The 22,586-nt window shown below is 65.5% G+C and carries 17 protein-coding genes; 10 read left to right on the forward strand and 7 right to left on the reverse strand.

Going from position 1 to position 22,586, the window contains the following annotated elements; genetic code table 11:
* Positions 1 to 36 precede the first annotated feature (36 nt).
* Positions 37 to 453, forward strand: a complete 417-nt coding sequence (locus DMR_RS01975; RefSeq protein WP_012750003.1) for a hypothetical protein — start codon at positions 37 to 39, stop codon at positions 451 to 453.
* A 185-nt stretch (positions 454 to 638) separates the two neighbouring features.
* Here the strand turns inward: DMR_RS01975 and tsaA are convergent, their stop codons facing one another.
* Positions 639 to 1,142, reverse strand: a complete 504-nt coding sequence (gene tsaA / locus DMR_RS01980) for a tRNA (N6-threonylcarbamoyladenosine(37)-N6)-methyltransferase TrmO (RefSeq protein WP_012750004.1) — start codon at positions 1,140 to 1,142, stop codon at positions 639 to 641.
* A 12-nt stretch (positions 1,143 to 1,154) separates the two neighbouring features.
* Complete coding sequence (locus tag DMR_RS01985; protein WP_012750005.1) at positions 1,155 to 2,000, reverse strand: hypothetical protein; 846 nt, start codon at positions 1,998 to 2,000, stop codon at positions 1,155 to 1,157.
* A 161-nt stretch (positions 2,001 to 2,161) separates the two neighbouring features.
* On the opposite strand from DMR_RS01985, the gene DMR_RS01990 reads away from it, so the two are divergent.
* Entirely contained in the window at positions 2,162 to 4,816 is a 2,655-nt protein-coding gene (locus DMR_RS01990) for a methyl-accepting chemotaxis protein (protein WP_012750006.1), read from the forward strand.
* A 27-nt stretch (positions 4,817 to 4,843) separates the two neighbouring features.
* Positions 4,844 to 5,209, forward strand: coding sequence for a response regulator (locus DMR_RS01995; RefSeq protein WP_012750007.1), 366 nt, complete (start codon positions 4,844 to 4,846; stop codon positions 5,207 to 5,209).
* Between the two features lie 512 nt (positions 5,210 to 5,721).
* Here DMR_RS01995 and DMR_RS02000 read toward each other — a convergent pair.
* Positions 5,722 to 8,853, reverse strand: a complete 3,132-nt coding sequence (locus DMR_RS02000; RefSeq protein ID WP_012750008.1) for an efflux RND transporter permease subunit — start codon at positions 8,851 to 8,853, stop codon at positions 5,722 to 5,724.
* Between the two features lie 114 nt (positions 8,854 to 8,967).
* Complete coding sequence (locus DMR_RS02005; protein ID WP_012750009.1) at positions 8,968 to 10,173, reverse strand: efflux RND transporter periplasmic adaptor subunit; 1,206 nt, start codon at positions 10,171 to 10,173, stop codon at positions 8,968 to 8,970.
* Positions 10,174 to 10,559: 386 nt separating this feature from the next.
* On the opposite strand from DMR_RS02005, the gene DMR_RS02010 reads away from it, so the two are divergent.
* Both DMR_RS02010 and DMR_RS02015 read left to right on the forward strand, forming a co-directional pair.
* Positions 10,560 to 11,237 carry a DUF47 domain-containing protein gene (locus DMR_RS02010; RefSeq protein ID WP_232502865.1) on the forward strand — a complete coding sequence of 226 codons (678 nt, stop codon included), beginning with the start codon at positions 10,560 to 10,562 and terminating at the stop codon, positions 11,235 to 11,237.
* 188 nt (positions 11,238 to 11,425) lie between these two features.
* Positions 11,426 to 11,878, forward strand: a complete 453-nt coding sequence (locus tag DMR_RS02015; protein WP_012750011.1) for a Fur family transcriptional regulator — start codon at positions 11,426 to 11,428, stop codon at positions 11,876 to 11,878.
* 62 nt (positions 11,879 to 11,940) lie between these two features.
* Here the strand turns inward: DMR_RS02015 and DMR_RS02020 are convergent, their stop codons facing one another.
* Both DMR_RS02020 and DMR_RS02025 read right to left on the reverse strand, forming a co-directional pair.
* A complete protein-coding gene (locus DMR_RS02020) occupies positions 11,941 to 13,221 on the reverse strand; it encodes a DNA polymerase IV (protein WP_268741125.1) in 1,281 nt (426 codons plus the stop codon).
* Entirely contained in the window at positions 13,218 to 13,415 is a 198-nt protein-coding gene (locus DMR_RS02025) for a hypothetical protein (protein ID WP_012750013.1), read from the reverse strand. The genes DMR_RS02020 and DMR_RS02025 overlap by 4 nt, the downstream gene beginning before the upstream one ends.
* A 140-nt stretch (positions 13,416 to 13,555) precedes the next feature.
* Here DMR_RS02025 and DMR_RS02030 point away from each other — a divergent pair, with 140 nt between their 5' ends.
* From DMR_RS02030 to DMR_RS02045, 4 genes are all read left to right on the forward strand, one after another.
* Positions 13,556 to 16,039 (forward strand): glycogen/starch/alpha-glucan phosphorylase, encoded by a 2,484-nt coding sequence (locus DMR_RS02030; protein ID WP_012750014.1) that lies wholly within the window; start codon positions 13,556 to 13,558, stop codon positions 16,037 to 16,039.
* 220 nt (positions 16,040 to 16,259) lie between these two features.
* A complete protein-coding gene (ahbC, locus tag DMR_RS02035; protein ID WP_012750015.1) occupies positions 16,260 to 17,447 on the forward strand; it encodes a 12,18-didecarboxysiroheme deacetylase in 1,188 nt (395 codons plus the stop codon).
* Between the two features lie 115 nt (positions 17,448 to 17,562).
* Positions 17,563 to 19,575: a glycosyltransferase family 39 protein gene (locus DMR_RS02040; RefSeq protein ID WP_012750016.1), complete on the forward strand. Its 2,013-nt coding sequence runs from the start codon at positions 17,563 to 17,565 to the stop codon at positions 19,573 to 19,575.
* Positions 19,572 to 20,078: a hypothetical protein gene (locus DMR_RS02045; RefSeq protein ID WP_012750017.1), complete on the forward strand. Its 507-nt coding sequence runs from the start codon at positions 19,572 to 19,574 to the stop codon at positions 20,076 to 20,078. The genes DMR_RS02040 and DMR_RS02045 overlap by 4 nt, the downstream gene beginning before the upstream one ends.
* Positions 20,079 to 20,925: 847 nt before the next feature.
* Here the strand turns inward: DMR_RS02045 and DMR_RS02050 are convergent.
* Positions 20,926 to 21,147, reverse strand: a complete 222-nt coding sequence (locus tag DMR_RS02050) for a hypothetical protein (protein WP_012750018.1) — start codon at positions 21,145 to 21,147, stop codon at positions 20,926 to 20,928.
* A 170-nt stretch (positions 21,148 to 21,317) separates the two neighbouring features.
* Here DMR_RS02050 and DMR_RS02055 point away from each other — a divergent pair, with 170 nt between their 5' ends.
* Positions 21,318 to 22,568, forward strand: a complete 1,251-nt coding sequence (locus DMR_RS02055) for an HDOD domain-containing protein (RefSeq protein WP_012750019.1) — start codon at positions 21,318 to 21,320, stop codon at positions 22,566 to 22,568.
* The last annotated feature ends 18 nt before the right edge of the window (positions 22,569 to 22,586 follow it).

Here is a 22,586-nt window from a genome sequence, read left to right on the forward strand (position 1 = left end):
TTTGAATTCTAAATTTTTGCCTCGGAGGAGACCACTATGCTTGGCATGGAGAAGAAAGTCCGGGCGATGTATGGCGATGACGTCGAGAGCAAGGTCGGCAATCCGGCCGTTGAGGCGAAGGAAACGGCCAATTCGGCCCGGGCCGGCCTGGCCATCGGGATTTTGGCCATTGTGTTGGCCCTGGGCGTGTATGTCGCCCTGGACGCCAAACTGTCCGTGGTGACCCAGTCCGTGGCCGACGTGCCGGCCAAGGTGGCGGCCATGGACGCCAAGATCGCGGCCTTCGACGCCCTGCCGGGCAAGCTGCGCAAGGAAATGGCGGCGGCGCGTCTGGCCGAGTTGGCCGCCACGGCCGACGCCCTGGCCGTCACCCTTGAGGGCGACGCCAACAAGGCGTCCCTGGCCAAGGTTTCCGAGATGATCAAGCAGCTCAAGGCCGACGTCGCCAAGTAGCGACGGGTCGCCCGAAGGCATGGGACCGCGCCGGGTGTTCCGGACGCGGCCCCATGGCCTTCCCACGGCCTGCGCCGCAGGCTTACGGGGTTCCCCCGGGCCTTTTATAGGCCAACGCTGAAAAAACGGCCGCATCCAGGCAAGGATGCGGCCGTTTTCATTGTCGGGATCGGGAAGGGGACGGCTCAGTTGGGGCCGACAAACCGGTCGTCGGAGCGCGTCTGCCCCACGGTCTGGCCGCGTCCTTCCAGCCAGCCGCTGCGCACCGGGCCGGCCGGGGCGTCGAAGGCCGGGGCATAGGGCTTGATGTCGAGTAGCGGCGTGCCATCGAGCATGTCCGCGCCGCGAACGGTCAGCACGTTGCCGTCAATGGCAACCACCTCCACCACGGACAGGCCGATGGGATTGGGCCGCTTGGGGGCGCGGGTGGCGAAAAGCCCGCGCGGCGTGTCGTCGAGATAGGGCGTCACCGTGGTCTTGTAGCCCGAGGACTCGTGGAAGCAGTAAATGAGGTAGACGTGGGAAAAGCCGTCCACGTCGGCCAGGGCCGGGGCCAGTTCGGGGTCAAGCTCCACCCGTCCCAGGCTGTCCCTGGCGCCGCCGGGCTGGATGGGCATGCCTTCGAGGGCGGCGTAGGGTGTGCGGATCACGCCGATGGGACGCAGGGCGATGGATGTTTCCGAGGGCATGGCGATCTCCTGTTACGTGTCGGCCTCGAAGGCTTCGCTGGCCCGGGATACGCCGTAAGCCATGGCCATGGCCGCGATGCCGATGGCCGGGGCGTAGTAGGCCGGCGCGGCCAGGGCGAAGCGGATAAGCAGGGTGGCCAGGGCGAAGCCGGAATTGCGGAAGACCGAATGGAAGGCCGGCTGATAGGTGTGGGACAACAGCACGATGAAGATGTCGCTGAAGATGAGCACGGTATAAAACACCGAGAAAAACGGATGGACATGGCCGGTGGTCATGGCCTGCCAGCCGATCCAGGCCCCGTAGGCGAGGAACGCCAGCAGCAGGCAGAAGGCCAGGAATTTTTTCGTGGCCACGAAGGGATAGAGCCACGGGCCTTTCTTGCCCTGGGCGCGCTTGCGGTAACGCCGGTAGTACAGGCCAAGACCCATGAACACGATCAGCGCGCCGGCCCCGTCGGCCAGCATGGGCAACAACACATCCACAGCTTCAACGAGGACGATGGGTTCGTGCAGATGGACGAGTTCCTTGAAGGCGTCGCGCAATAAAATCAGGCACAAGACCTCGAACTGCTTGCCCAGCGACTTGGTCACCGAACAGGGCAGGACGAAGATGAGGTCCACGACTTCCTGGATCAGCACCAGGGTGAAAGCCAAGTTGATGGCGTAGAAATGGGACATGGGGGTCATGCGGGCCAGAAACGGCGGCAAAAGTCCCCGGATGTTGAGTTCGATGCCGATCAGGCCGATGAGAAAGGCCACGACCTGGCTCACGGCCACGACCCGTCGGGTCTTCGGGTGTTCCCAGAAGGAGTGCAGGGGGTCGAAGAGATCGGTGGCGAGTTCGTAAAACGTGCTCATAGGGTATTCCTGGCAGGCTTATGCACCATGCCCCCCTGAAAGGGAAGCCTCTTTTGCGTCGGGCGCTTGCCATGGGCCGAGTGTTGCGTCATATACGGTCAAGCGTCGTCTCTCCTTTATGCGCCGCCCGACGCCGCCAGACAAACGCCCCGGAGAGGTCCATGAAAGCACCGCGCGACTGGTCCATCAGCCTCAAGATCGCCATTGTCTTTATTGCCATGCTGACGGCCCTGTCGGGCTTCACCATGCTCTACTTCCTCTACGAGCTTGGCCAATACCGCGAGGCCAGCGGCCTTGAGCTGCGAAACCGGCTCATGGCCGAGGCCAAGGACAGCCAACGCCAGGCCGTGGGCCAAGCTTACGACGTCATCAAATACTTCTATGACGTTTCCCAGGACGACGCGGCGCTCAAAAAGCGCGCCCACGACCATTTAAAAGCCGTGGTGGACGCGGTCGCGGGCCAGGCCAAGGCCTACTACGACGCCCATAAAGACGCCATGCCCCGCGAGGAGATTGAGGCCCAGCTTAAGGCCATGGTCCGTCAGGCCCGCTTCGACGGCGACAACTACATCTGGATCAACGACCTGACCCCCCGCATGGTCATGCACCCGACCCAGCCGGCCCTGGAGGGCCAGGACATCTCGGGCTACCGCGATCCCAAGGGCACGGCCCTTTTCCAGGAAATGGTCAAGGCGGCCAAGGACAAGGGCCAGGGCATGGTGGCCTACATGTGGGACAAGCCCGGGGCCAAAAACGATCCCAAGCTCAAGGTTTCCTACGTGCGCCTTGTGCCCGAACTGGGCTGGATCTTCGGTTCCGGGGCCTGGGTCGAGGACGAGACGGCCCGGCTGCAGGCCGAAGCCAAGGCCCAGCTGTCCAAAATGCGCCTGCCGGACGGCAACTATTTCTTTATCTACGACAACACCCGGCCCATTCCGCGGGTGGTCATGCACCCCATCCGGCCGGATTTCGACGGCAAGATCCTTGATACGGCCCAGTTCGACAAAGCCACGTCCATGAGCCCGGGCGTACAGGCCGCCGCAGTGCCCTATCCCGGCGGCAAGACCAACATCGCCACGGGCATGGCCGACGCTGTGGCCGCCACCGGCGAAGGCTTCGTCAGCTACGCCTGGCCCAAACCCCAGGCCGGCGGCGGCGAAACCAGCGAATCCTACCCCAAACTCAGCTACGTCAAGCTGTTCAAACCCTGGAACTGGATCGTGGGCATGGGCGACTACGTGGACGGCATCGACCGCGAAGTGGCCCAGGAAGCCGCCCAGTTGGACCAGGCCGTGCGGGCCATCGTCGTCAAACTGGTCATCTTCTCCATCGTCTTCCTTATCGGCATGGCCGCCCTGTGCCTGCTTACGGTGCGCCGGCTGCTCAACCGGCCGATCTCAGCCATCGTCTCCTACGCCGACAAGGTGGCCGGCGGCGACCTGGCCGCCGCGCCCGCCTCGGGGCTGACCGCCGAAATGGCCAGCCTGGCCGCCTCCATCAGCGCCATGGTGGACCACCTCAAGACCGAACTGGAGTTCGCCAAGGGTATCCTCAACTCCGTCACCCTGCCCTGCGTGGTGGCCGCCCCGGACGGCAAGATCACCCTGGTCAACCGCTGGCTGGCCCACTTCCTGGGCGAGAAAAAAGAACCCGAAGCCTACGTCGGCCGCCACATGAACGACGTGTTCGCCAGCCACGCCATCGTCTCCCAGGTCCTTGGCGACGTCATGAGCCGCCGGGAAATTATGACCAACGTCGAATACGACGGCCGGTACGCCTGGGGTGAGCGCTTCTTCATCAAGATCGACGCCGCGCCCATCAGCGACGGCGCTGGCCGTATGCTCGGCGTCTTCGCCATGCTGGCCACCCTGACCAAGGTCAAACTGCAACAAGAAGCCCTGGCCGAACAAAACCGGCTCATCGCCGCCGCCGCCAACACCGCCGAGGGCATCTCGGCCAAGGTGGCCGACAACGCCCGCGACCTGGCCGAACGCATCGACCGCACCAATGAAGGCGTGTCCTACCAGCGCCAACGCACCCTGGAAACCGCCACGGCCATGGAGGAAATGAACGCCTCGGTGCTGGAAGTGGCCCAAAACGCCGGCCTGGCCGCCGGCAGCGCCGACGAAGCCAAGGAGAAGGCCCGCCAAGGCTCGGACATGGTGCGCCAGGTCGTGGCCGCCATCGAGGACGTCAAAGCCATGGCCGAAACCCTGCGCGGCGACATGGCCGAACTCGACAAGACCGCCGAGAATATCGGCCGCGTGCTGGAGGTCATCTCCGACATCGCCGACCAGACCAACCTGCTGGCGCTTAACGCCGCCATCGAGGCCGCCCGGGCCGGCGACGCCGGACGGGGGTTTGCCGTCGTTGCCGACGAGGTGCGCAAACTGGCCGAAAAAACCATGACCGCCACCCGCGAGGTCGGCCAGGCCATCACCGCCGTGCAACAAGCCGCCCGCCGGGGCAATCAGGAAACCGTCCGGGCCGCCGAAGCCGTGTCGCGCAGCACCGATCTGGCCGAAGCCGCTGGCGAAGCCCTGGCCGCCATCGTCGGCATGGTTGACAGCACCGCCGACCAGGTCCGGGCCATCGCCACCGCCGCCGAACAACAATCCGCCACCGCCGCCGAAATCAGCCGGGCCACCGAGGAAGTCAGCCGCATCGCCGAAGACATCCGCGCCGGCATGGACGCCTCGGTGGACGCCGTGCGCGGACTCAACGACGAAACCCGGGAACTTGGCCAACTCATCGAACACATGCAGACCAGCGGCGAGGCCGAGACCGACGACCAACCGCGCCGCCTGCCGTCCTGACCCTCAAACGCCCAAGGAGCATCGCCCGTGGCCCGAATCCTCATCGTCGACGACGCCGCCATCACCCGCACCATGCTGCGCGGCATCCTGGAAAAAGCCGGCCACCAAGTGGTTGAGGCCGCCGACGGCGACGCTGCCATCGCCGCCTTTCGCGAAACCCCGTCCCAGGCCGCCTTCGTCGATATCTTCATGCCCGGCAAGGAAGGCCTGGCCACCATCAAGGAGCTTCTCGAACTGGCCCCAAGCCTGCCCATCATCGCCATGAGCGCCGGCAGCACTTTCACCGACACCGAAACCCTGGGCTGGGCCAAAAGCTACGGCGCGAAATTCACCCTGCCCAAACCCCTGGCCGCCGCCGCCGTGCTGGAGACGTTGGGGCAGATATTTCAGTAGGTAAGGGGAGAGGAAGGGGAAGAGGAAGACGAAGAGCGGGCTCTGCCCACACCCGCCGGGGGCCTGAGGCCCCCGGACCCCCCATCGGGGTTATGGCAAGAGATGGGGTCATGTCAGCGGGCGGAGGTGAAGCAGGGGAAAAGAGCGCTGGCGCGCTGGGCGGCTGCGCCGCATGGGTCGTTGGAATTTGCGGGGCGTCGATGCGCCCGGCTGTCGCCGGGTGCTCGACGCCCCGCAAATTCCAACAACCCGGTTCGCCCTGGGTTACCCGAAGCGGGCAAGCGCGTTCTTTGGGGAAGAGCGGGGCAGGCTCAGGGTTCTTAGCTTTCCCCTGTCCTGTCGATCAAGCTCAGGACATCGCGAAGCGGCGGGATCGGCGCGAGGCTTTGATCGCGCCGATCCCGCCGCTTCGCTGCCGCGCCCGTCCTGCCCTTCCCCATATCGGGGGTCCGGGGGGCTGAGCCCCCCGGCCGCCGGAGGCATCTTTCCTCTTAATCCTTCTTAATTCTTCTTTATTCCGCTGTCTTCTCCCCTTTCACATCGCCCCGCGACACCAGCCGTTGGATGCCGCAGTAGAGCGCCGGCACGAAATACACGCCGAGGACGGTGGCGGCGATCATGCCGCCGAAGACGGCGGTGCCCAGGGCGTGGCGGCTGGCCGCGCCGGCCCCTTTGGCCACGAGCATGGGCACGACGCCGAGGATGAAGGCGAACGAGGTCATGAGGATGGGCCGAAAACGCAGGATGGAGGCCGAGACGGCGGCTTCGGCCGGGCTGTCGCCGGCCTCGTGGCGGGCCTTGGCGAATTCGACGATGAGGATGGCGTTCTTGGCGGCAAGGCCGATGAGCATGACCAGGCCGATCTGGGCGTAGACGTTGTTTTCCAGGCCGCGCAGCATTTGCGCGCCCATGGCCCCAAGCACGGCCATGGGCACGGCCAGGATGACGGCGAAGGGCACGGCCCAGGATTCGTACTGGGCGGCCAGCACCAGGAAGACCATGAGCAGGGCCAGGCCGAAGATGAACACGGACTGGCCGCCGGAGGTGGCTTCCTGGTAGGCGATGCCGGTCCAGGCGTAGCCGAAGCCCTGGGGCAGCTTGTCGCGGGCGAGTTCGGCCATGGATTTGAGGGACTGTCCGGAGGAGAAGCCTTCGGGGGTGCCGCCGGAGATTTCCACGGTGCGGAAGAGGTTGAAGCGGCGGATGTATTCCGGGCCTCGGATGTCTTTGGTTACGCCCAGGGTGCTCAAGGGAACCATCTCGTCCGCCGAGGAGCGCACGTAGAAGCGTTCGATGTCGGCGGGGCTGGTGCGGAAGCGCGGCTCGGCCTGGAGCATGACGCGGTAGGTGCGGCCGAATTTGTTGAAGTCGTTGACGTAGAGGCCGCCCAGATAGGTCTGCAGCGCCTCGAACACGGTCTTGGGCGGGATGCCCAAGGTCTGCACCTTGTCGCGGTCGAGGTTGTAGAAGAGTTGGGGCACCTCCACGCTGAAGTCGGTGAAAAGGCCGGTGACGGCGGGCATGGTCCGGGCCTCGGCCAGGAAGTCGTAGGCCGTGGCGGCCAGTTCGGCCACCGGGCCGCCGGTGCGGTCTTGCAGTTCGAACTGGAAGCCGCCGGTGGTGCCCAGGCCCGGGATGGGCGAGGGGTTAAAGGCCATGACGATGGCTTCCTGGACCCCGGCGAACTGCTTGCGGGTGCGGTCCATGACCGCGTCCAGGGAGAGCTGCGGCGTGGCGCGGTCTTCCCAGGGCTTTAAAATGACGAACAGGACCGAGCTGTAGGAGCTGTAGGTGCTGGTGAGCAGATTGAAGCCGCCCAGGGCCAGCACGTCGGCCACGGCCGGGTCGGCGGACAAGGTCTGTTCCAGCTGTTTGACCACGGCGTCGTTGCGCTCCAGCGACGCGCCTTCGGGCAGCATGGCGTTGACGATGAAGTAGCCCTGGTCCTCGTCGGGCACAAAGCCCGTGGGCAGGGTGACGAGCAGATGCCAGGCCCCCGCGCCCACGGCGAAAAGGCAGATGATGGTGAGCAGCATCCGCCGGATGGCCACGCGCACGCCGGCGGCGTAGCCGCGGGTGCAGGCGTCGAAGACGCGGTTAAAGCCCCGGAAAAACGCGCCAAGCGGGCCCTTGCCTTCGCCGGCCGGACGCAGGATGAGCGCGCACAGGGCCGGGGAGAGGGTCAGGGCGCAGATGGCCGACAGGGCCACGGACACGGCCAGGGTCAAGGCGAACTGCTGGTAGAGCCGGCCGGTGACGCCGCCCATGAAGGCCACGGGCACGAACACCGAGATGAGCACCAGGGAGATGGCGATGACCGGGCCGGCCACCTCGGCCATGGCCGCCTTGGTGGCTTCCCTGGGCGGCAGTTTTTCGTGGTCGATCTTGTGCTGCACGGCCTCGACCACGACGATGGCGTCGTCCACGACGATGCCGATGGCCAGCACCAGGCCAAATAGGGTCAGGGTGTTGATGGAGAAACCAAAGACCTGCATGAAGGCAAAGGCTCCGACCAGGGAGACGGGCACGGTGAGCATGGGAATAAGCGTGGCCCGGCCGTTTTGCAGGAACACGTAGACCACGATGAGCACGAGCAGCACGGCCTCGAACAGGGTTTTTATGACCTCGTGGATGGAGGCGGTGACGAACTTGGTGGTGTCATAGGGGATGGTGTAGCTGACGCCGGGCGGAAAGTAGCCGGCCTGCTCGGCCATGATGGCCCGGATTTTTTCCACCACGTCCAGGGCGTTGGCTCCGGGCAGCTGGTAGACCTGGATGGTGCAGGTGGGGTTGCCGTTCAGGCGCGTAAACGCGCTGTAGCTCTGGCTGCCCAACTCCACCCGGCCCACGTCGCGCACGCGCACCATCTCCGCCCCCTTGCCGGTGCGCACGATGATATCGGCGAACTCCTCGGGGTCGGCCAGCCGGCCCTTGACCTGGACGGACAGCTGGAATTCCTGGCCCGGGGGGGCGGGCGGCAGGCCGATCTGGCCGGCCGGGGCCTGGACGTTTTGTTCGCGGATGGCCTGGGCCACGTCGGAGGAGGTCAGGCCCAGGCGTGCGAGCTTGTCCGGGTCGAGCCACACGCGCATGCCGTAGTCGCGCTCGCCGAAAACGGCCACGTTGCCGACGCCGGGCACTCGGGCCAGGGCGTCGGTGATGTTGATCTTGGCGTAGTTGTTGAGAAAAAGCGTGTCCCGGCTACCGTCGGGGGAGCTTAAGTTAATCACCAGCAGCATGTCCGGGGACTGCTTTTTGACTGAGATGCCCCGGCTGACGACTTCCGAGGGCAGGCGGGAGTTGGCCAGGGCCACGCGGTTTTGGACGTCCACGGTGGCCAGATCGAGGTCGCGGGAGATGTCGAAGGTGACGTTTAGGACCATGCGTCCGTCGTTGGAGCTGACGGAGTTCATATAGAGCATGTCCTGGGCGCCGTTGACCTCCTGCTCGATGGGCGTGGCCACGGATTCCTCCACGACCTGGGCGCTGGCCCCGTCGTAGGTGGCGGAAACCTGGACCGTGGGCGGGACGATCTGGGGATACTGGGCGATGGGCAGGGTGAGGATGCAGATGGCCCCGACCAGGGTGATGACGATGGAGATGACGGCGGAAAAAACCGGCCTGTCGATGAAAAAGTTGACCATGGCGGCGTCCTGGTGTTGCGTCCCTTAGAAAATACGCACGTATTTTCTAAGAAAACTTCATGGTTTTAAGCTGTTGCCCGCGAAACGCCGGAGGCGTTTTCCGTGGACGCGACACTAGGGCTTGGCGGCCGGCGCGGCGGCCGGGGGCTGGGCCGGCGTCTGGGCCTCGGCCTCGACGATCTTGGCCGGCACGCCCGGCCGGATCTTGGAAACGCCTTCCACGACGACCATGTCGGTGGGGGTAAGCCCCGAGTCGATGACGAAGTTGCCGTCCTTGGAGCCGCCAAGGGTCACGGCCTTGGCCTCGATCTTGCCGTTGCCGGCCACGACGTAGACGGACTTGCTGCCCTGGACGTCGATGATGGCCCGCTGGGGCACGAGCAGCGCGGCCTTGCGGTACTCGAGCAAAGCCCGGACCTTGGCGAACTGGCCGGGCTTGAGCACGCCTTGGGGGTTTTTGAAGACGCCGCGCACGGCCAGGGTGCCGGTCTTGGCGTCCAGGGCCCGGTCGGCCATGTCGGCGTCGCCGCTCAAGGGGTAGATGGAGTCGTCGGCCAGGATGAGCGTGAGGGGATATTCCCGGGGCTTGTCGCCATTGGCCATGATGGCCTTGGTGAATTCGAGGTAGTCGCGTTCGCTGATGGAGAAATCGACGTACATGGGGTCGGTGGAGGAGATTTCGGCCAAAAGCGTGTTGTCGCCCTTGCCGACGAGGTTGCCGACATTGACGTAGGCCTTGCCGATGCGGCCGGCGATGGGGGCGGTGACGCGGGTGTAGCCGAGGTCGCGTTCGGCGGTTTCCACGGCGGTCCTGGCGCTGTCGGCGTTGGCGGCCAGCTCGCGTTCGTTGGTCAGCCGGGTGTCATATTCGTCGCGGCTGACGGCGCGTTGCTTATAGAGCTGCTCGAAGCGGCCGAGATCGACCTTGGCCTTGGCCAGAAGCGCGTTCTGGCGATCCAGCTCGGCCCGGGCTTTCTGCAGGTTTTCCTGATACTGGCGCGGCTCAATGACGAAAAGCAGATCGCCCTTTTTGACCAGCGCGCCTTCGGTGAAGTTGCGCTCCTTGAGATAGCCTTCCACCCGGGCGCGGACTTCGATGTTTTCCTTGGCCGCCACCCGTCCCACATATTCGCCGTAGACCGGCACATCGGCCACCACGGGCTTTTTGGCCTGCACCAGCACCGCCGGCGGTTCAGCCGGTTTGGCGTCCGCCTGTTTCTTGGCCGCGTCCTGGTCGCCGCAACCGGACAGGCAGGCCAGGGCGGCAAGCAGGAGCAGAGACAGACAGGTCGGCAGGGGGCGCAGCAACAGTCGGCGCATGGCAGTTCTCCTTGGCGGTGGCATACGATATCTGTTTTATAAAAAAGCTGGCACGTTGGCGCAATCATAATCTCCAAAAAGGGCGAGAAATCTTTGCGAGTCGGCAACGGTTGGGGCAGGATGGCGGCGGTTGCCGCGGCAACGATAATATACAATATGTAACTATTGCATTTTCATGCACGGTGAATCGCATCCGCCTGATGCGAGCCGACGGTGGCCGGCCGTACCGGCGACAGGACAGTCCAGTCGTCGGTTGTTTCCTTCTGTGTTCCCAGCTCACCGTCCGGCCCGAATCGTCGAAAGCGGCCGGGCTGTTGACAGGGCGTCCCCTTTGCCGCATCCCTTGGCCTCGTGCGCCCGACCGGGCGTCCCACGCCAAGGAGACCATGATGCTCAGTCCTTCCCTGCGATTTCTCGGCCCCCGCCGCCAGGATTACCTTCCGGGGCTGCTCGACCACTACGTGCCCATCTCCCGGGGCATGGCCCTTTTGGGCGAGGCCCTGGGGCGCAGCCTGGCCGCCGGACAGGACGCGGGATTCAAGGTGCTGGCCGGGGAGATCGACATCCTCGAAGCCGAGGCCGACAAGATCAAGCGGCGCATCCGCAACCATCTGCCGGCCGGCTTTCTCATGGTCGTCGACAAGACGCTGTTTCTCAACTACACGCGAAGCCAGGACAATATCCTCGACGCCGTGCAGGAAGCCGTGGTCTGGCTGGGACTTGGCGAATTCGCCATGCCGCGCGACCTGGCCGAGGCCATGATCGAGTGCGTGGCCCAGGCCCGGCGCACGGTGGAGCTTTTGGAGCCGGCCCTCTCGGAAACCGTGAACCATGTGCTGGCCGGCCGCAGCGACCGGGGCGAGGTCAAGGGACGGATGCACGAGATCCGGCTGCAGCACCTCAAGGTGGTGCGTTCCAAACGCTCGCTTATTGCCGCCGCCTACGCCTCGGAGCTGGAGTTCGCCCGGGTCTACCAGATCATCCGGTTCGTGGAATACGTGTTTCGGGCCAGCCACAGCGCCGAGGGCTGCGCCGACATCCTGCGGGCCATGCTGGCTCGCTAGCGTCCTTGCTCAGGAGCGGCCCGGAACGGCCGCCGTTTCCCAGGTGTGCGGCCTGCAGTTCCCTGCAAACGGCTGGTTGCCGCAATATGCGCCCGGCCGGGCCTTGCCGGAGACGTAAAATTGTCTGATAAAAAAACTGCTGCCGTCCCTCCCGGGCGGCACGCGACATCCGGCAGGGAGCAAGGGCCATGAAACCGCCGCGCTCGCAACGCCTCCAGGCCATCATCGCCCGGCTGCACGAGGGCGGCTACCGGGTCACGCCCCAGCGCGAGGCCATTCTGGCCGCCATGGCCGACAGCCCGGACCATCCCACGGCCGAGGTTGTGCATCGCCGCTTGCTCCCGTACATCCCCGACTTGAGCCTGGCCACGGTCTACAAGACCCTCACCGCGCTCAAGGCCTGCGGCGAGGTGCTGGAGCTGCAGTTCAGCAACCAGGACAACCGCTACGACGCGGCCCGGCCCAAGCCCCATCCGCATCTGATCTGCCAGGGCTGCGGCACGGTGACGGATTCCGACCTGCCGGGCGTCGAGGCCATGGCCCTAGCTCTGGCCGAGGCCACGGGCTATGCCATCACTTCCCATCGCCTGGATTTCTTCGGCCTGTGCCCGGCCTGTCGGGCGCGCGGAGCGGCGGACTAGCCCCGCCCCCTCCCCCCATTGGGGGGTCCGGGGGCCTCAGGCCCCCGGCCGCCGGAGGCCTCTTACTCCTCTTTTCGCTCCCCGTTCCGTTCGTACTCAAACAGTCTCCCCCGCATGATGGCAGCCTTGCCGAACTTGTCGCGGATGCGGTCCAGGGCGGCGTCTATTTGGGCGTCGTGTCGGGCTTGTGTTTTGCCTGGCGGTTCGAGGAGGGCGAGTTGGCGGTGCGGCTCGCCAAACTGCGAGACGCCGACGCCGATGAGGCGAAGGGGGTGCGGCAGGGGTTCGGCGTCGAGCAGCGCCCGGGCGGTCTCGAAGATGGCGCTGTCCGAGGCGGTGGGTTCGGCCAGGGTGCGGCTGCGGGTGATCTGCTTAAACGTGTTGAACTTGAGCTTGATGGTGACGGTGCGGCCGCGAAGGGATTCCTGGCGCAGTTCGCGGCCCACGCGTTCGGCCTGTTTGAGGAGCCAGGCGGCCAGGATGTCGCGGTCGGCGGTGTCGGCCTCGAAGGTGTTCTCGGCGCTGACGGACTTGGCTTCGCGGTCGGTGCAAACGACGGCGCTGCCCCGGGCGTGAGCCTTGTCGTAGAGGTCCAGGCCCCATTTGCCGCAGTGGCGGGCCAAAAATTCCGGCTCGTGGCGGCGAATGTCGGCCACCACCCGGATGCCCAGGCGGGCGAGACTCTCCTCGGCGCGTTTGCCCACGCCCGGAATCTTGGACACGGGCAGGGGCCCCAGGAAATCCAGGGCGGTTTCCGGGGTGACGATGGTGAGCCCGTCGGGCTTGTCGTAGTCCGAGGCGATCTTGGCGATGAATTTGACCGGCGCGACGCCCACGGAACAGGGCAAGCCCGTGGCCTCGCGGATGTCGGCCTTCATGGCCCGGGCCATGGTTTCGGGCGGCCCGAAGAGGGTCTGGCTGCCGGTGATGTCGACGTAGGCCTCGTCGATGGAGGCGGGTTCGACCAGCGGGGAAAAGCGGCCGAGCGTTTCCATGACGATCCGGGAAACCTCGCTGTAGCGGCGGCGGTTGCCGGGCAGGAACACGCCGTGGGGGCAGCGGCGTTTGGCTTCGGACACGGGCATGGCCGAGCGCACGCCGTAGACCCGGGCCTCGTAGGAGGCGGCCGAGACCACGCCCCGGTGGTGGTGGCCGATAATGACGGGCTTCCCCTTAAGGGAAGGTTCGTCGTGCTGTTCCACGGAGGCGAAAAAGGCGTCCATGTCGAGATGGAGAATCACGGCCATGGGGGAGGGTGCGACGGGGCGGCGGGAAAAGCAAGAGGCGCGGCCGGAAAGGTTCCGAGTCGCGCCCCTGGAGGAAAAAGGCCCCGCCCGCCTCAGGCGGACGTGTTGAGATGCGCGCCCTTGCCCATGGCCGAGAGCACCTTGGTCTGAAAATCGTAGTCGGCGTCGACCTTGCCGTTGGCGTCGGTGTTGAGCTTGTCCAGGGTCTGGGTCACCACCTGGGCGCCCATGGTCTGCTGGTCCAAGGCCGAAGTCGTGGGTTTGGCGCTGCCGCCGCTCACTGCGTCCATGTCGCCTCCTTGAGGGAAAATTTCCCGCTCCTCGTCACTTATCGGCCACGGTTCGGGCGGAGTTTAGCGTCTGGTTGGACAGGGCGTCCTTTTTGCTGCTATGACCCGGCTACGACTCAAGCCCCGTCCAGGAGGACCGCATGCCTGTCGCTTCCTGCCCCGTGCATGGCCTAGACGCCGACGATTTGTCCTGCTCCATCCGCGAACATGTCGCCCACTCGCTGGGAAAACGCGGCCAGGAGGCCGGCTGCCGCGACGTGGCCACGGCCATGGCCCTGACCCTGCGCGACCGGCTGGTCGACCGGATGCTGGAAACCCGCGACCGCTACCGCGAGTCCCGGGCCAAGCGCATGTACTACCTGTCCATCGAGTATTTGCTCGGCCGATGCCTGGGCAACAATATCTATAATATGAACCTGCAGGGCGAGATGGCCGGTTTGCTCCAGTCCTGGGGCTTTTCCCTGGAGGAAATCCGCGAGCACGAGCGCGACCCGGCCCTGGGCAACGGCGGCCTGGGCCGACTGGCCGCCTGCTTCCTCGACTCCCTGGCCACCCTGGACATGCCGGGCTGCGGTTACGGCATCCACTACGAATACGGGCTTTTCAAGCAGTCCATCGAAAACGACCGTCAGGTGGAGCGGCCGGACTACTGGATGGCCGAAGGCATGCCCCTGCAACTGGAACGCCGCGACCAGGCCGTCATTGTGCCGCTCTATGGCCGGGTGGAGGACCATCAAGGCCCGGACGGCGGCTATCTGCCCTTGTGGGTGGACTGGCAGGATCTGGTCGGCGTGCCCTACGACATCCCCATCGTGGGCTACGGCGACCGCACCGTCAATTACCTGCGCCTTTTCGCCGCCAAATCCACCGACAACTTCAACATGCAGATCTTTGACCAAGGCGACTACATCAAGGCCATCCACCAGAAGGTCTATTCCGAACTCATTTCCAAGGTGCTCTACCCCAGCGAATCCATCTCCTTTGGCAAGGAGCTGCGGCTGGTGCAGGAGTTCTTCCTGGTTTTCTGCTCCATCCGCGACATCACCCGCCGCTTCCTCAAGCAGAACCGCAACATTGAGGAGCTGCCGGAATTCACCGCCATCCAGCTCAACGACACCCACCCGGCCCTGGCCGTGGCCGAGCTCATGCGGCTTCTGGTCGACGAACGCCGGGTGCCCTGGGACCGGGCCTGGAACATCGTCACCCGGACGCTCGCCTTCACCAACCATACGCTCATGCCCGAAGCCCTGGAGATGTGGTCGGTGGAGCTGATGGAGAAGGTGCTGCCGCGCCATTTGCAGATCATCTACGAGGTAAACCGCCGCTTCCTCGATACCGTGCGCGCCTCGGGCGTCACCGACGAGGCGAAAATCCGGCGCATGTCGCTTATTGATGAAAACGGCGGCAAGCAGGTGCGCATGGCCCATCTGGCCGTGGTCGGTTCGCACTCGGTCAACGGCGTGTCCAAGCTCCATTCCGAGCTGGTGAAAAAAGTGCTCTTCCCGGACTACGCCGCCCTGTGGCCCGGCAAATTCAACAACAAGACCAACGGCATCACGCCCAGGCGCTGGCTGTACAAGGCCAACCCCGGGCTGTCCGGCCTTATCAGCGAAGCCATCGGCGAGGACTGGATCACCGACCTCGACCAGTTGCAAAAGCTCGCCCCCCTGGCCGAGGACCCGTCGTTTCGGGAGCGCTTCGCCGGGGTCAAGCGGGCGGCCAAGGCCAAGCTCGCGGATTATTTCGCCAAGACCACCGGCATCGTGGTCTCGCCCGACGCCGTCTTCGACATGCAGGCCAAGCGCATCCACGAATACAAGCGCCAGCTGTTAAACGCCATGCACGTCATCCACGATTATCTGCGCGTGACCGAGGACGGCTACGTGCCGCCGGCCCCGCGCGTCTACGTGTTCGCCGGCAAGGCCGCGCCCGGCTATTTCGAGGCCAAGGAGATCATCCACCTCATCTGCCGCCTGTCCAAGGTCATAAACGCCGACAAGCGGGCCAGCGACTGGATCAAGGTGGTCTTTGCCGCCGACTACCGGGTGTCCCTGGCCGAAAAGCTCATCCCGGCCGCCGACGTCAGCGAACAGATCTCCACCGCCGGCACCGAGGCCTCGGGCACAGGCAACATGAAGTTTTCCTTAAACGGCGCGCTGACCGTGGGGACCCTCGACGGAGCCAACATCGAGATCCGCGAGGCCGTGGGCGCGGAAAACTTCTACCTCTTCGGCCTGACCACCCCGGAGGTGGAGCGTTTGCTTGGCGAAGGCAGCTACGACCCCTGGGAATACTACCGCAAGCACCCCGAAATCCGCCGGGTTCTCGACGCCTTGTCGGCCGGGCGCTTTTCCCCGGACGAGCCGGCCGTGTTCCACTGGATGTTCGAAAAGCTCTTGTCGCGAAACGAACGCTACCTGCATCTGGCCGATTTCATGACCTATCTCGACGCCCATGAACGCATCGGCATGGAGTACGCCAACCCCGACGTCTGGATGCGCAAGGCCGCCCTCAACGTGGCCCGCATGGGCGGGTTTTCCTCGGATCGCACCATCCGCGAGTACGCCCGCGACATCTGGGGCATCAAACCCTTCCCGCCCAAGGGGGCCGCGCCACGGGCCTGAGGCTTTTTCCCTTTCCCGCGTTGCCGCCGGTGCAAGGGATAATCTCCTGATATGTCTCCCCTAAAGCGTGACCGACGTCACGTTTTAGGGGAGGCCTGACGCCTTTTCCCCACTAGTCCATTGGCCGTGGGCCGGCCGGGTTTTTCTCCCGGCCGGCCCCTACCGCCGGCCGGCAAAATGTATTATAGGCCCATCCCACCCATCGAACAAAGGACTCTTCATGATCGGCATATCCAAGCTTTACTGCGGCGGCGTGGAGGCTTCCGACGCCCTGCGCTACGGTCGGCATTCCGGCAAGCTCCCGTCGCACCTGCTGCAATTTTCCAAGGACAAAAAGCCCGTCGTGGTCTGGAACATGACCCGCCGGTGCAACCTCAAGTGCGTGCACTGCTACGCCAAGGCCGTGGACCCCGAGGGCGCCGACGACATCGGCACCGTCGAAGCCAAGGCCATGATCGACGATCTGGCCGCCTACGGCGCGCCGGTGATGCTGTTCTCCGGCGGCGAGCCGCTGGTGCGCAAGGACCTGACCGAACTGGCCTCCCATGCCGTGTCCAAGGGGATGCGGGCCGTTATTTCCACCAACGGCACGCTCATTACCCGCGACAAGGCTCGGGAACTCAAGTCCGTGGGCCTTTCTTACGTCGGCATTTCCCTGGACGGCGGCGAAGAGGTCCACGACAAGTTTCGCGGCGTGGCCGGCTCGTTCAAAAAAGCCCTGGAAGGCATCGAGAACTGCCAGAACGAGGGCCTCAAGGTCGGCCTGCGCTTCACCATCAACAAGCGCAACGCCTCCGAAGTGCCGCTGTTGTTTGACCTCTTGCGCGAACGCGAAGTGCCGCGCATCTGTTTCTACCATCTGGTCTACGCCGGCCGGGGTTCGGAACTCATCGCCGAGGACCTTGACCACGCCGCCACCCGGGCGATTGTGGACCTCATCATGGACCGCACCAAGGCCCTGCACGACGCCGGCCTGCCCAAGGAAGTCCTCACCGTGGACAACCACGCCGACGGCCCCTACGTCTACCAGCGCCTGCTGCGCGAGGACCCGACCCGCGCCGCCGACGTCATGGAGCTGCTGTCCTTTAACGAAGGCAACAACTCCGGCCGGGGCATCGGCTGCATCTCCTGGGACGGCAAGGTCCATCCCGACCAGTTCTGGCGGCACCATGTTTTCGGTAACGTGCGCGAGCGTCCGTTCTCCGAGATCTGGGACGACCCGAACATCGAACTGCTGGCCAAGCTCAAGGACAAGAAAAAGCACGTGAAGGGGCGCTGCGCCACCTGCCGCTACCTGTCGATTTGCGGCGGCAACTTCCGGGCCCGGGCCGAGGCCGTGTACGACGACGTCTGGGCGCCCGATCCGGCCTGCTACCTGACCGACGACGAGATTCGCGCCGAGGATTGAGCCGGACGCGAGAGCTTACGGACTTCATACGCGGCGGCGCACGGCCTGTGCGCCGCCGCACCTGTTTGACGCAGGCGACGCCGCCATCGACGGCCGCCTCGGGAGGACCGCCGCCGTGACCCTGTCGCGCTTCTTGTGGCCTTTTTCTCCGGCCGTCAGGTCCGATCCGGGCCGGCCCGGCCTTGCCGACGACGGGCCGGCCGTGCGGGCCGTCTTCTGGGCCATCCTGCTCGTCGCCGCCTGGCTGCGCTTTTTCCACCTGGAAACGCCGTCCATGTGGCTCGACGAGATTCTCGTGCCCATGGCCGCCCGCCATCCGGTGTCCTACCTCTTCGATCTGGTCACCACCTCCGAGGTGCACCCGCCCACGTATTATCTGCTGGTCAAACTCCTGATGGCCTGCGGCGTGTCGGATTTCGCCCTGCGCAGCCTTTCGGCGACTTTTGGCCTGGCCAGCGTGGCCGCGATCTTTGTCCTGTCCCGCCGCCATGCCGGCCTGGCCCCGGCCCTGTTCGCCATGGCCTTCCTGGCGGCCACGCCCTTGGCGCTGTACGTGTCCCGGGTGGTGCGGATGTACGCCATCCTCGTTTTTCTCCTCATCTGCTCCACCGGTTTCCTCCTGGCCTGGGCCCAGAGCGGCTCCCGGCGCGACCTGCTGCGCCTGGTCGGCGTCAATCTGGTCATGACCAGCCTGCACTACGTCTCGTTTATGATCCTGGCCTCCCAGTTCGCGGCCGTGCTGTGGATCGCTCCGCGTCGGGGCGGCCGCCGGCCCTGGCCCGACATCGGCCTCTACCTGGCCGGTTCGGCCCTGGCCGTGGGCCTGGTGGCGCCGTTTTTCATCAGCCGCCTGCTGCGCACCCATCGCGGCCAGTTCATGGGCTATTCCTATCTGGAGGCGGCCGGCAACATGCTGGCCAAGGTCGGCGAAACCTTGTGGTTCTTCCCGCACCAGTGGCCGGCTGCGGTGTTTTTCGCCCTGATCGTCCTGGTCGGGCTGGTCCTGGCGGCCCGGCTGCGTTCCAACCTGGGGCGGGTCGTCTTGTGCCTGGGCGTGCTGCCAGTGGTGTTTCTGGGAGCCACCAAATACGACTACTACGCCTTCAATGTCTGGCATTTGTCGTTTCTGCTCGTGCCGTTTTCCATGGCCTTCGGGCTGGCGGCGGCGCGCCTGTCGGCCCGGGTGGCCGCCCAGGTTCCGGCCGCGGCCGCAGCGCTTGTGCTGGCCACCGGGCTTGGGGCCTGGATGCTTGGGCCCCGCTACGACGCCTTCTACGCCCCGGACACGGCCATCCTGCCCTTTTTCACCCTGTCCAAGCCCTTGGCCCGCAATCTGCCGCCGCTTATCGGCCAGGACGGGGCCGTGGTCTTTTGCGACATGTGCACGTTAAACGGCTACTACTGGTACGCCGACCAGTATGGCGCGGGGGATCGCATCCGCGCCCAGGCCGTGGAGCAGGGCCAGGCCGTTCGCCCGGTGCGGTTCGTCTCGGGCAGCGGCTCCTTTGGCGGCTTCGCCAAGACCGAGGCCGAATTCCTGGCCCGCTACGGCGCGCCGGCCAGCGTCGAGAAGACCTTCCAGGCGGCGGTCTACCGCTTTGACGTGGCCAAGACGCCGTTGCCGGCCATCGGCGCACTGCCCTACACGGCCACGGCCGAGGCCGGGTTGACGAGCTTTTTCGCCGGCGTGGACCGGGCCTGGGGCCTGACCCTGAACCCGGACTGGGGCGGGGCAGCCGGCCCGGCCGACACCGGCGAGGGCGGCTTTGAATACGTCATCGAAAACCACGTGGCCGGACCCCAGCTCGTGGTCTGCCATCAGGAACTCGTCAACACCGGCCGGGGCAACACCTATGTGGTGCGCTACCGCTTCAACGACGAGTCCTTCGTGGAAGCGGCCCGGCTGACGGGGCCAAGCCCGGCCGTGGACCTGGGCTTCGTGGCCGAGCGCCGCGAGCCGTACAAGCGCCTGACCATCCGGGTGGAGATGGTCCTGGCCCCGTACACGGCGGATTTCGCTGGCGGCAACCAATCCACCTTGGGTTTCAAGCGCCTGGACGTGAAGGTGATCCCATTAGAGGAAGCCGTAACGGCTTCCGCCGTCGCGGGAAAGGAAGGCGGATCATGACAACACGCGCCGCGACCTGTGTCCTGGCCCTGCTGCTGGCCCTGGCGGTGCTTGGCTGCGACAGCCGCCGGCCAGCGCCCCTGGCCATGCTCGATCTGTTCACCTTCCGCCAGACGACTCCGGCCGTGCTCACCAATATCGAAGGGCTGGAGCACGACGAGAAGGGGGCCTGGCGCTGGCTGCTCGGCCCCGAAGGCCGGGTGGCCTTCGCCAGCGACGCGGCCCGGCCCTACACCCTGCGTTTTCGCCTCATGAACCCGCTGCCGGACCAGTTGGTGACGGTTTCCCTCAACGGGCGCGTTCTGGCGACCTACGGCCCCTTGCCCCGGGTCGGCTGGCTGGAGCCGTCGGTGGCGGCGGCCCTGACCTTCCAGGCCCGGCCCGGGGAGAACGTCTTGGCCTTTGCCGTGTCCGACTGGAACGGCCGGACCATGGCCCATATGCCGACCGACGCCCGGCCCTTGGCCGCGGTGTTTCTCGATTTCCTGCTCTATGCCCGCTAGCGTCGCGTCCGCGAGAAGCACATACGACATTCCGTAAGCATCATATTAAAATCATGTGGTTTTCTTAAATAATACTCTCGTATGTTTTAAGGGATGCTACACTAGCCATCGGCCCCATGGCGGCCCAGCCTTGCTCGCTCAGGCCTCGGCGCGTTGGCCCGGATGGGCGGATTGACTTTCCCAGGCCGCGCCGCCGGGGTCGGGGGCGGATGAATGAAAATTTCTTTTTGAAATAATTGTCGCAATATAACGACAGGATGCGGCCACATCCCGAGCTTCCTGTGATTTTTTTCCCAAGAAGGCCTTGCCAGTGGCCCGGGCCGGGCGTACCCGGGCCTTGTGGCCTGCCGCCGCGTTCGGAATGTTGTTCGGAGAGCGGACGACGGGACGGCATGGTTGAGAAGAGGCGAAACGGCCCTGGTTTGGACAACCCCCGCAACCAACGCCCCTCGTGTTTCCGTTGTGACCGGACGCCCGCCCCCGGGGCAAGCGCCTGATCGACGAGACCCGGACCCGCCATCCGCCCGCCCGGGCCCCGGACGCCGCACGAGATCGCCGGACGCAAACCCGGCGGACGACGGCAGCCGCCCGTCGGCGACTTGGGGACACCCCCCGAGGAGTCGGACATGAGTCTGATGGATGTCGGCGCCATCCTTGGCGCGCTGGTGTTTCTGGCCCTGCTTGGAACCCTCGTCTACAAGATGAGCCTCAAGCACGAATAAAGGCCGCGTAGGCGACGCGTCAGTCGGGCGTCCGTCTCCCTGGGGGGCGGACGCCCGGGCCGTTTCAAGCACGGTGGGGTTCCGGGGCGGGGGGCCGGCGGTTGGGCCAGCCAAGGGGCGGTCGCCTAGTGGCGGGGATGGTCGGCGGCGGCGACGCGGGCCAGGGCGACTTCGGCCCGGCGGCGCATACGGAAAAGCGCCCGCATGCAGGTCAGGTCGTTCTCGGCCACGATGTCGGCCAGAGCCTCCACGGCGATGGCCAGACGTTCCTCGGCGGAGAGGTTTATGTCAGCGACAACGGTCTCGATTTCTTTCGCTTTCTTGACAGTGGCGGCAGTGGCGCTCATCTCGCATCCCCTTGCTGGCCGGGCGGCCGTGTGTTTTCCCGGCGGCTTCATACGCCCGGGCCGCCGGTCTGTAAAGCCTCTTCCCCGGTTGACCGTGCACGGGAAAAAGGAATAGTGTTGCGATTACGACTGGCCGCCGTTCGGCATGGGCGGCCGGCAAGGGGGAGACCGTGGCCTGGTTGCCTGTGGACGCCCTGGAATCCGGCATGACCCTGGCCTCCGATCTCAAGGGGCCGGACGGCAACATGCTGTTGCCCAAGGGGATCGTCCTTACCGAGAGCCATATCGCCAGCCTGCGGCGTCGCGGCGTGGTCCAGGCCGACGTGGGCAGCGGCCAGGACGAGGCCATGGCCAGTGCGGCCAATCTCGACCCGGCCCTGATCGAAGCCAGCGCCCAGTACGTGGTCAGGCGTTTTGCCGCCAACGACGTCGAGCATCCGGCCGTGGCCGCCGTCTACGAAGCCGCCGTGCTGCGTCAGGCCCGGGAACTGGCCGCCGGCGCGCCGCTTTTGCCCGATATTTTTCCGAGTCCCCGGGCCGAGTCCATGCCCGACATGTTTTTCCGCGAGGAAGGCAGCGTCAAGGACATCGTCACCAGCGAAGTCAAGCTGGCGTCTTTCCCGGACATCTATTTCAAGATCCGCCAGATCCTCGATTCGCCCACCAGCTCGCCCAGCCAGGTGGCCGACGTCGTCAGCAAGGACACGAGCCTTTCGGCCAAGCTCTTAAAGCTCGTCAACAGCCCCTTTTACGGGCTGCCCCAGCGCATCGACTCCATTTCCCGGGCGGTCATGGTCATCGGCGGCCAGGAGATCTCCACCCTGGTGCTCGGCATTTCGGCCATGAACGCCTTCAAGGACATTCCCCCGGAACTGATCAACATGCGCACGTTCTGGGAGCATTCCGTGGCTGTGGGCGTCTACGCCCGGCTGCTGGGCGCGGCGGCCGGCCAGGGCGGGGCCGAACGGCTGTTCGTGGCCGGCATCCTCCACGACATCGGCCGGCTGGTGCTGTTCAAGAAGATGCCCCACGCGGCCGTGGAGGCCATCTACTACGCCAAGGCCAACGGCTTGCCGCTCTACGCCGCCGAGGAAGAGGTCATGGGGTTTTCCCATCCCTTGGTCGGCGGGCTGCTGTTGCGGGCCTGGAAGTTCCCCGACGCGTTGGTGTCCTGCGTGGCCTGCCATCACAAGCCGGCCAGTTGCGCCGGCAATGTCGAGCCGGCCATCCTCCACGTGGCCGATTTCATGGCCGTGGGCATGGGCATTTCGCCGCCGGCCTCCTTTGTCGCGCCCATCCTCGACGCCCCGGCCTGGGAGCGGATCGGCGTCGCCCCCGAGCGCCTGGGCGAGCTGGCCGAGGCCGGGCTGTCCCAGGTGGAAGAGATCGTCAGCGCCTTTTTCCCTGTCCGCAAGCATTGATCCACATTCCAGAAAAGA

This window comes from Solidesulfovibrio magneticus RS-1 (assembly GCF_000010665.1).
Classification (GTDB): Bacteria; Desulfobacterota; Desulfovibrionia; order Desulfovibrionales; family Desulfovibrionaceae; genus Solidesulfovibrio; species Solidesulfovibrio magneticus.

Coding starts and splice junctions, on each gene's coding strand:
- DMR_RS01975 (WP_012750003.1), top strand. CDS start 37: ATGCTTGGCATGGAGAAGAAAGTCCGGGCGATGTATGGCGATGACGTC.
- tsaA (WP_012750004.1), bottom strand. CDS start 1,142: ATGCCCTCGGAAACATCCATCGCCCTGCGTCCCATCGGCGTGATCCGC.
- DMR_RS01985 (WP_012750005.1), bottom strand. CDS start 2,000: ATGAGCACGTTTTACGAACTCGCCACCGATCTCTTCGACCCCCTGCAC.
- DMR_RS01990 (WP_012750006.1), top strand. CDS start 2,162: ATGAAAGCACCGCGCGACTGGTCCATCAGCCTCAAGATCGCCATTGTC.
- DMR_RS02000 (WP_012750008.1), bottom strand. CDS start 8,853: ATGGTCAACTTTTTCATCGACAGGCCGGTTTTTTCCGCCGTCATCTCC.
- DMR_RS02005 (WP_012750009.1), bottom strand. CDS start 10,173: ATGCGCCGACTGTTGCTGCGCCCCCTGCCGACCTGTCTGTCTCTGCTC.
- DMR_RS02010 (WP_232502865.1), top strand. CDS start 10,560: ATGATGCTCAGTCCTTCCCTGCGATTTCTCGGCCCCCGCCGCCAGGAT.
- DMR_RS02015 (WP_012750011.1), top strand. CDS start 11,426: ATGAAACCGCCGCGCTCGCAACGCCTCCAGGCCATCATCGCCCGGCTG.
- DMR_RS02025 (WP_012750013.1), bottom strand. CDS start 13,415: ATGGACGCAGTGAGCGGCGGCAGCGCCAAACCCACGACTTCGGCCTTG.
- DMR_RS02030 (WP_012750014.1), top strand. CDS start 13,556: ATGCCTGTCGCTTCCTGCCCCGTGCATGGCCTAGACGCCGACGATTTG.
- ahbC (WP_012750015.1), top strand. CDS start 16,260: ATGATCGGCATATCCAAGCTTTACTGCGGCGGCGTGGAGGCTTCCGAC.
- DMR_RS02045 (WP_012750017.1), top strand. CDS start 19,572: ATGACAACACGCGCCGCGACCTGTGTCCTGGCCCTGCTGCTGGCCCTG.
- DMR_RS02050 (WP_012750018.1), bottom strand. CDS start 21,147: ATGAGCGCCACTGCCGCCACTGTCAAGAAAGCGAAAGAAATCGAGACC.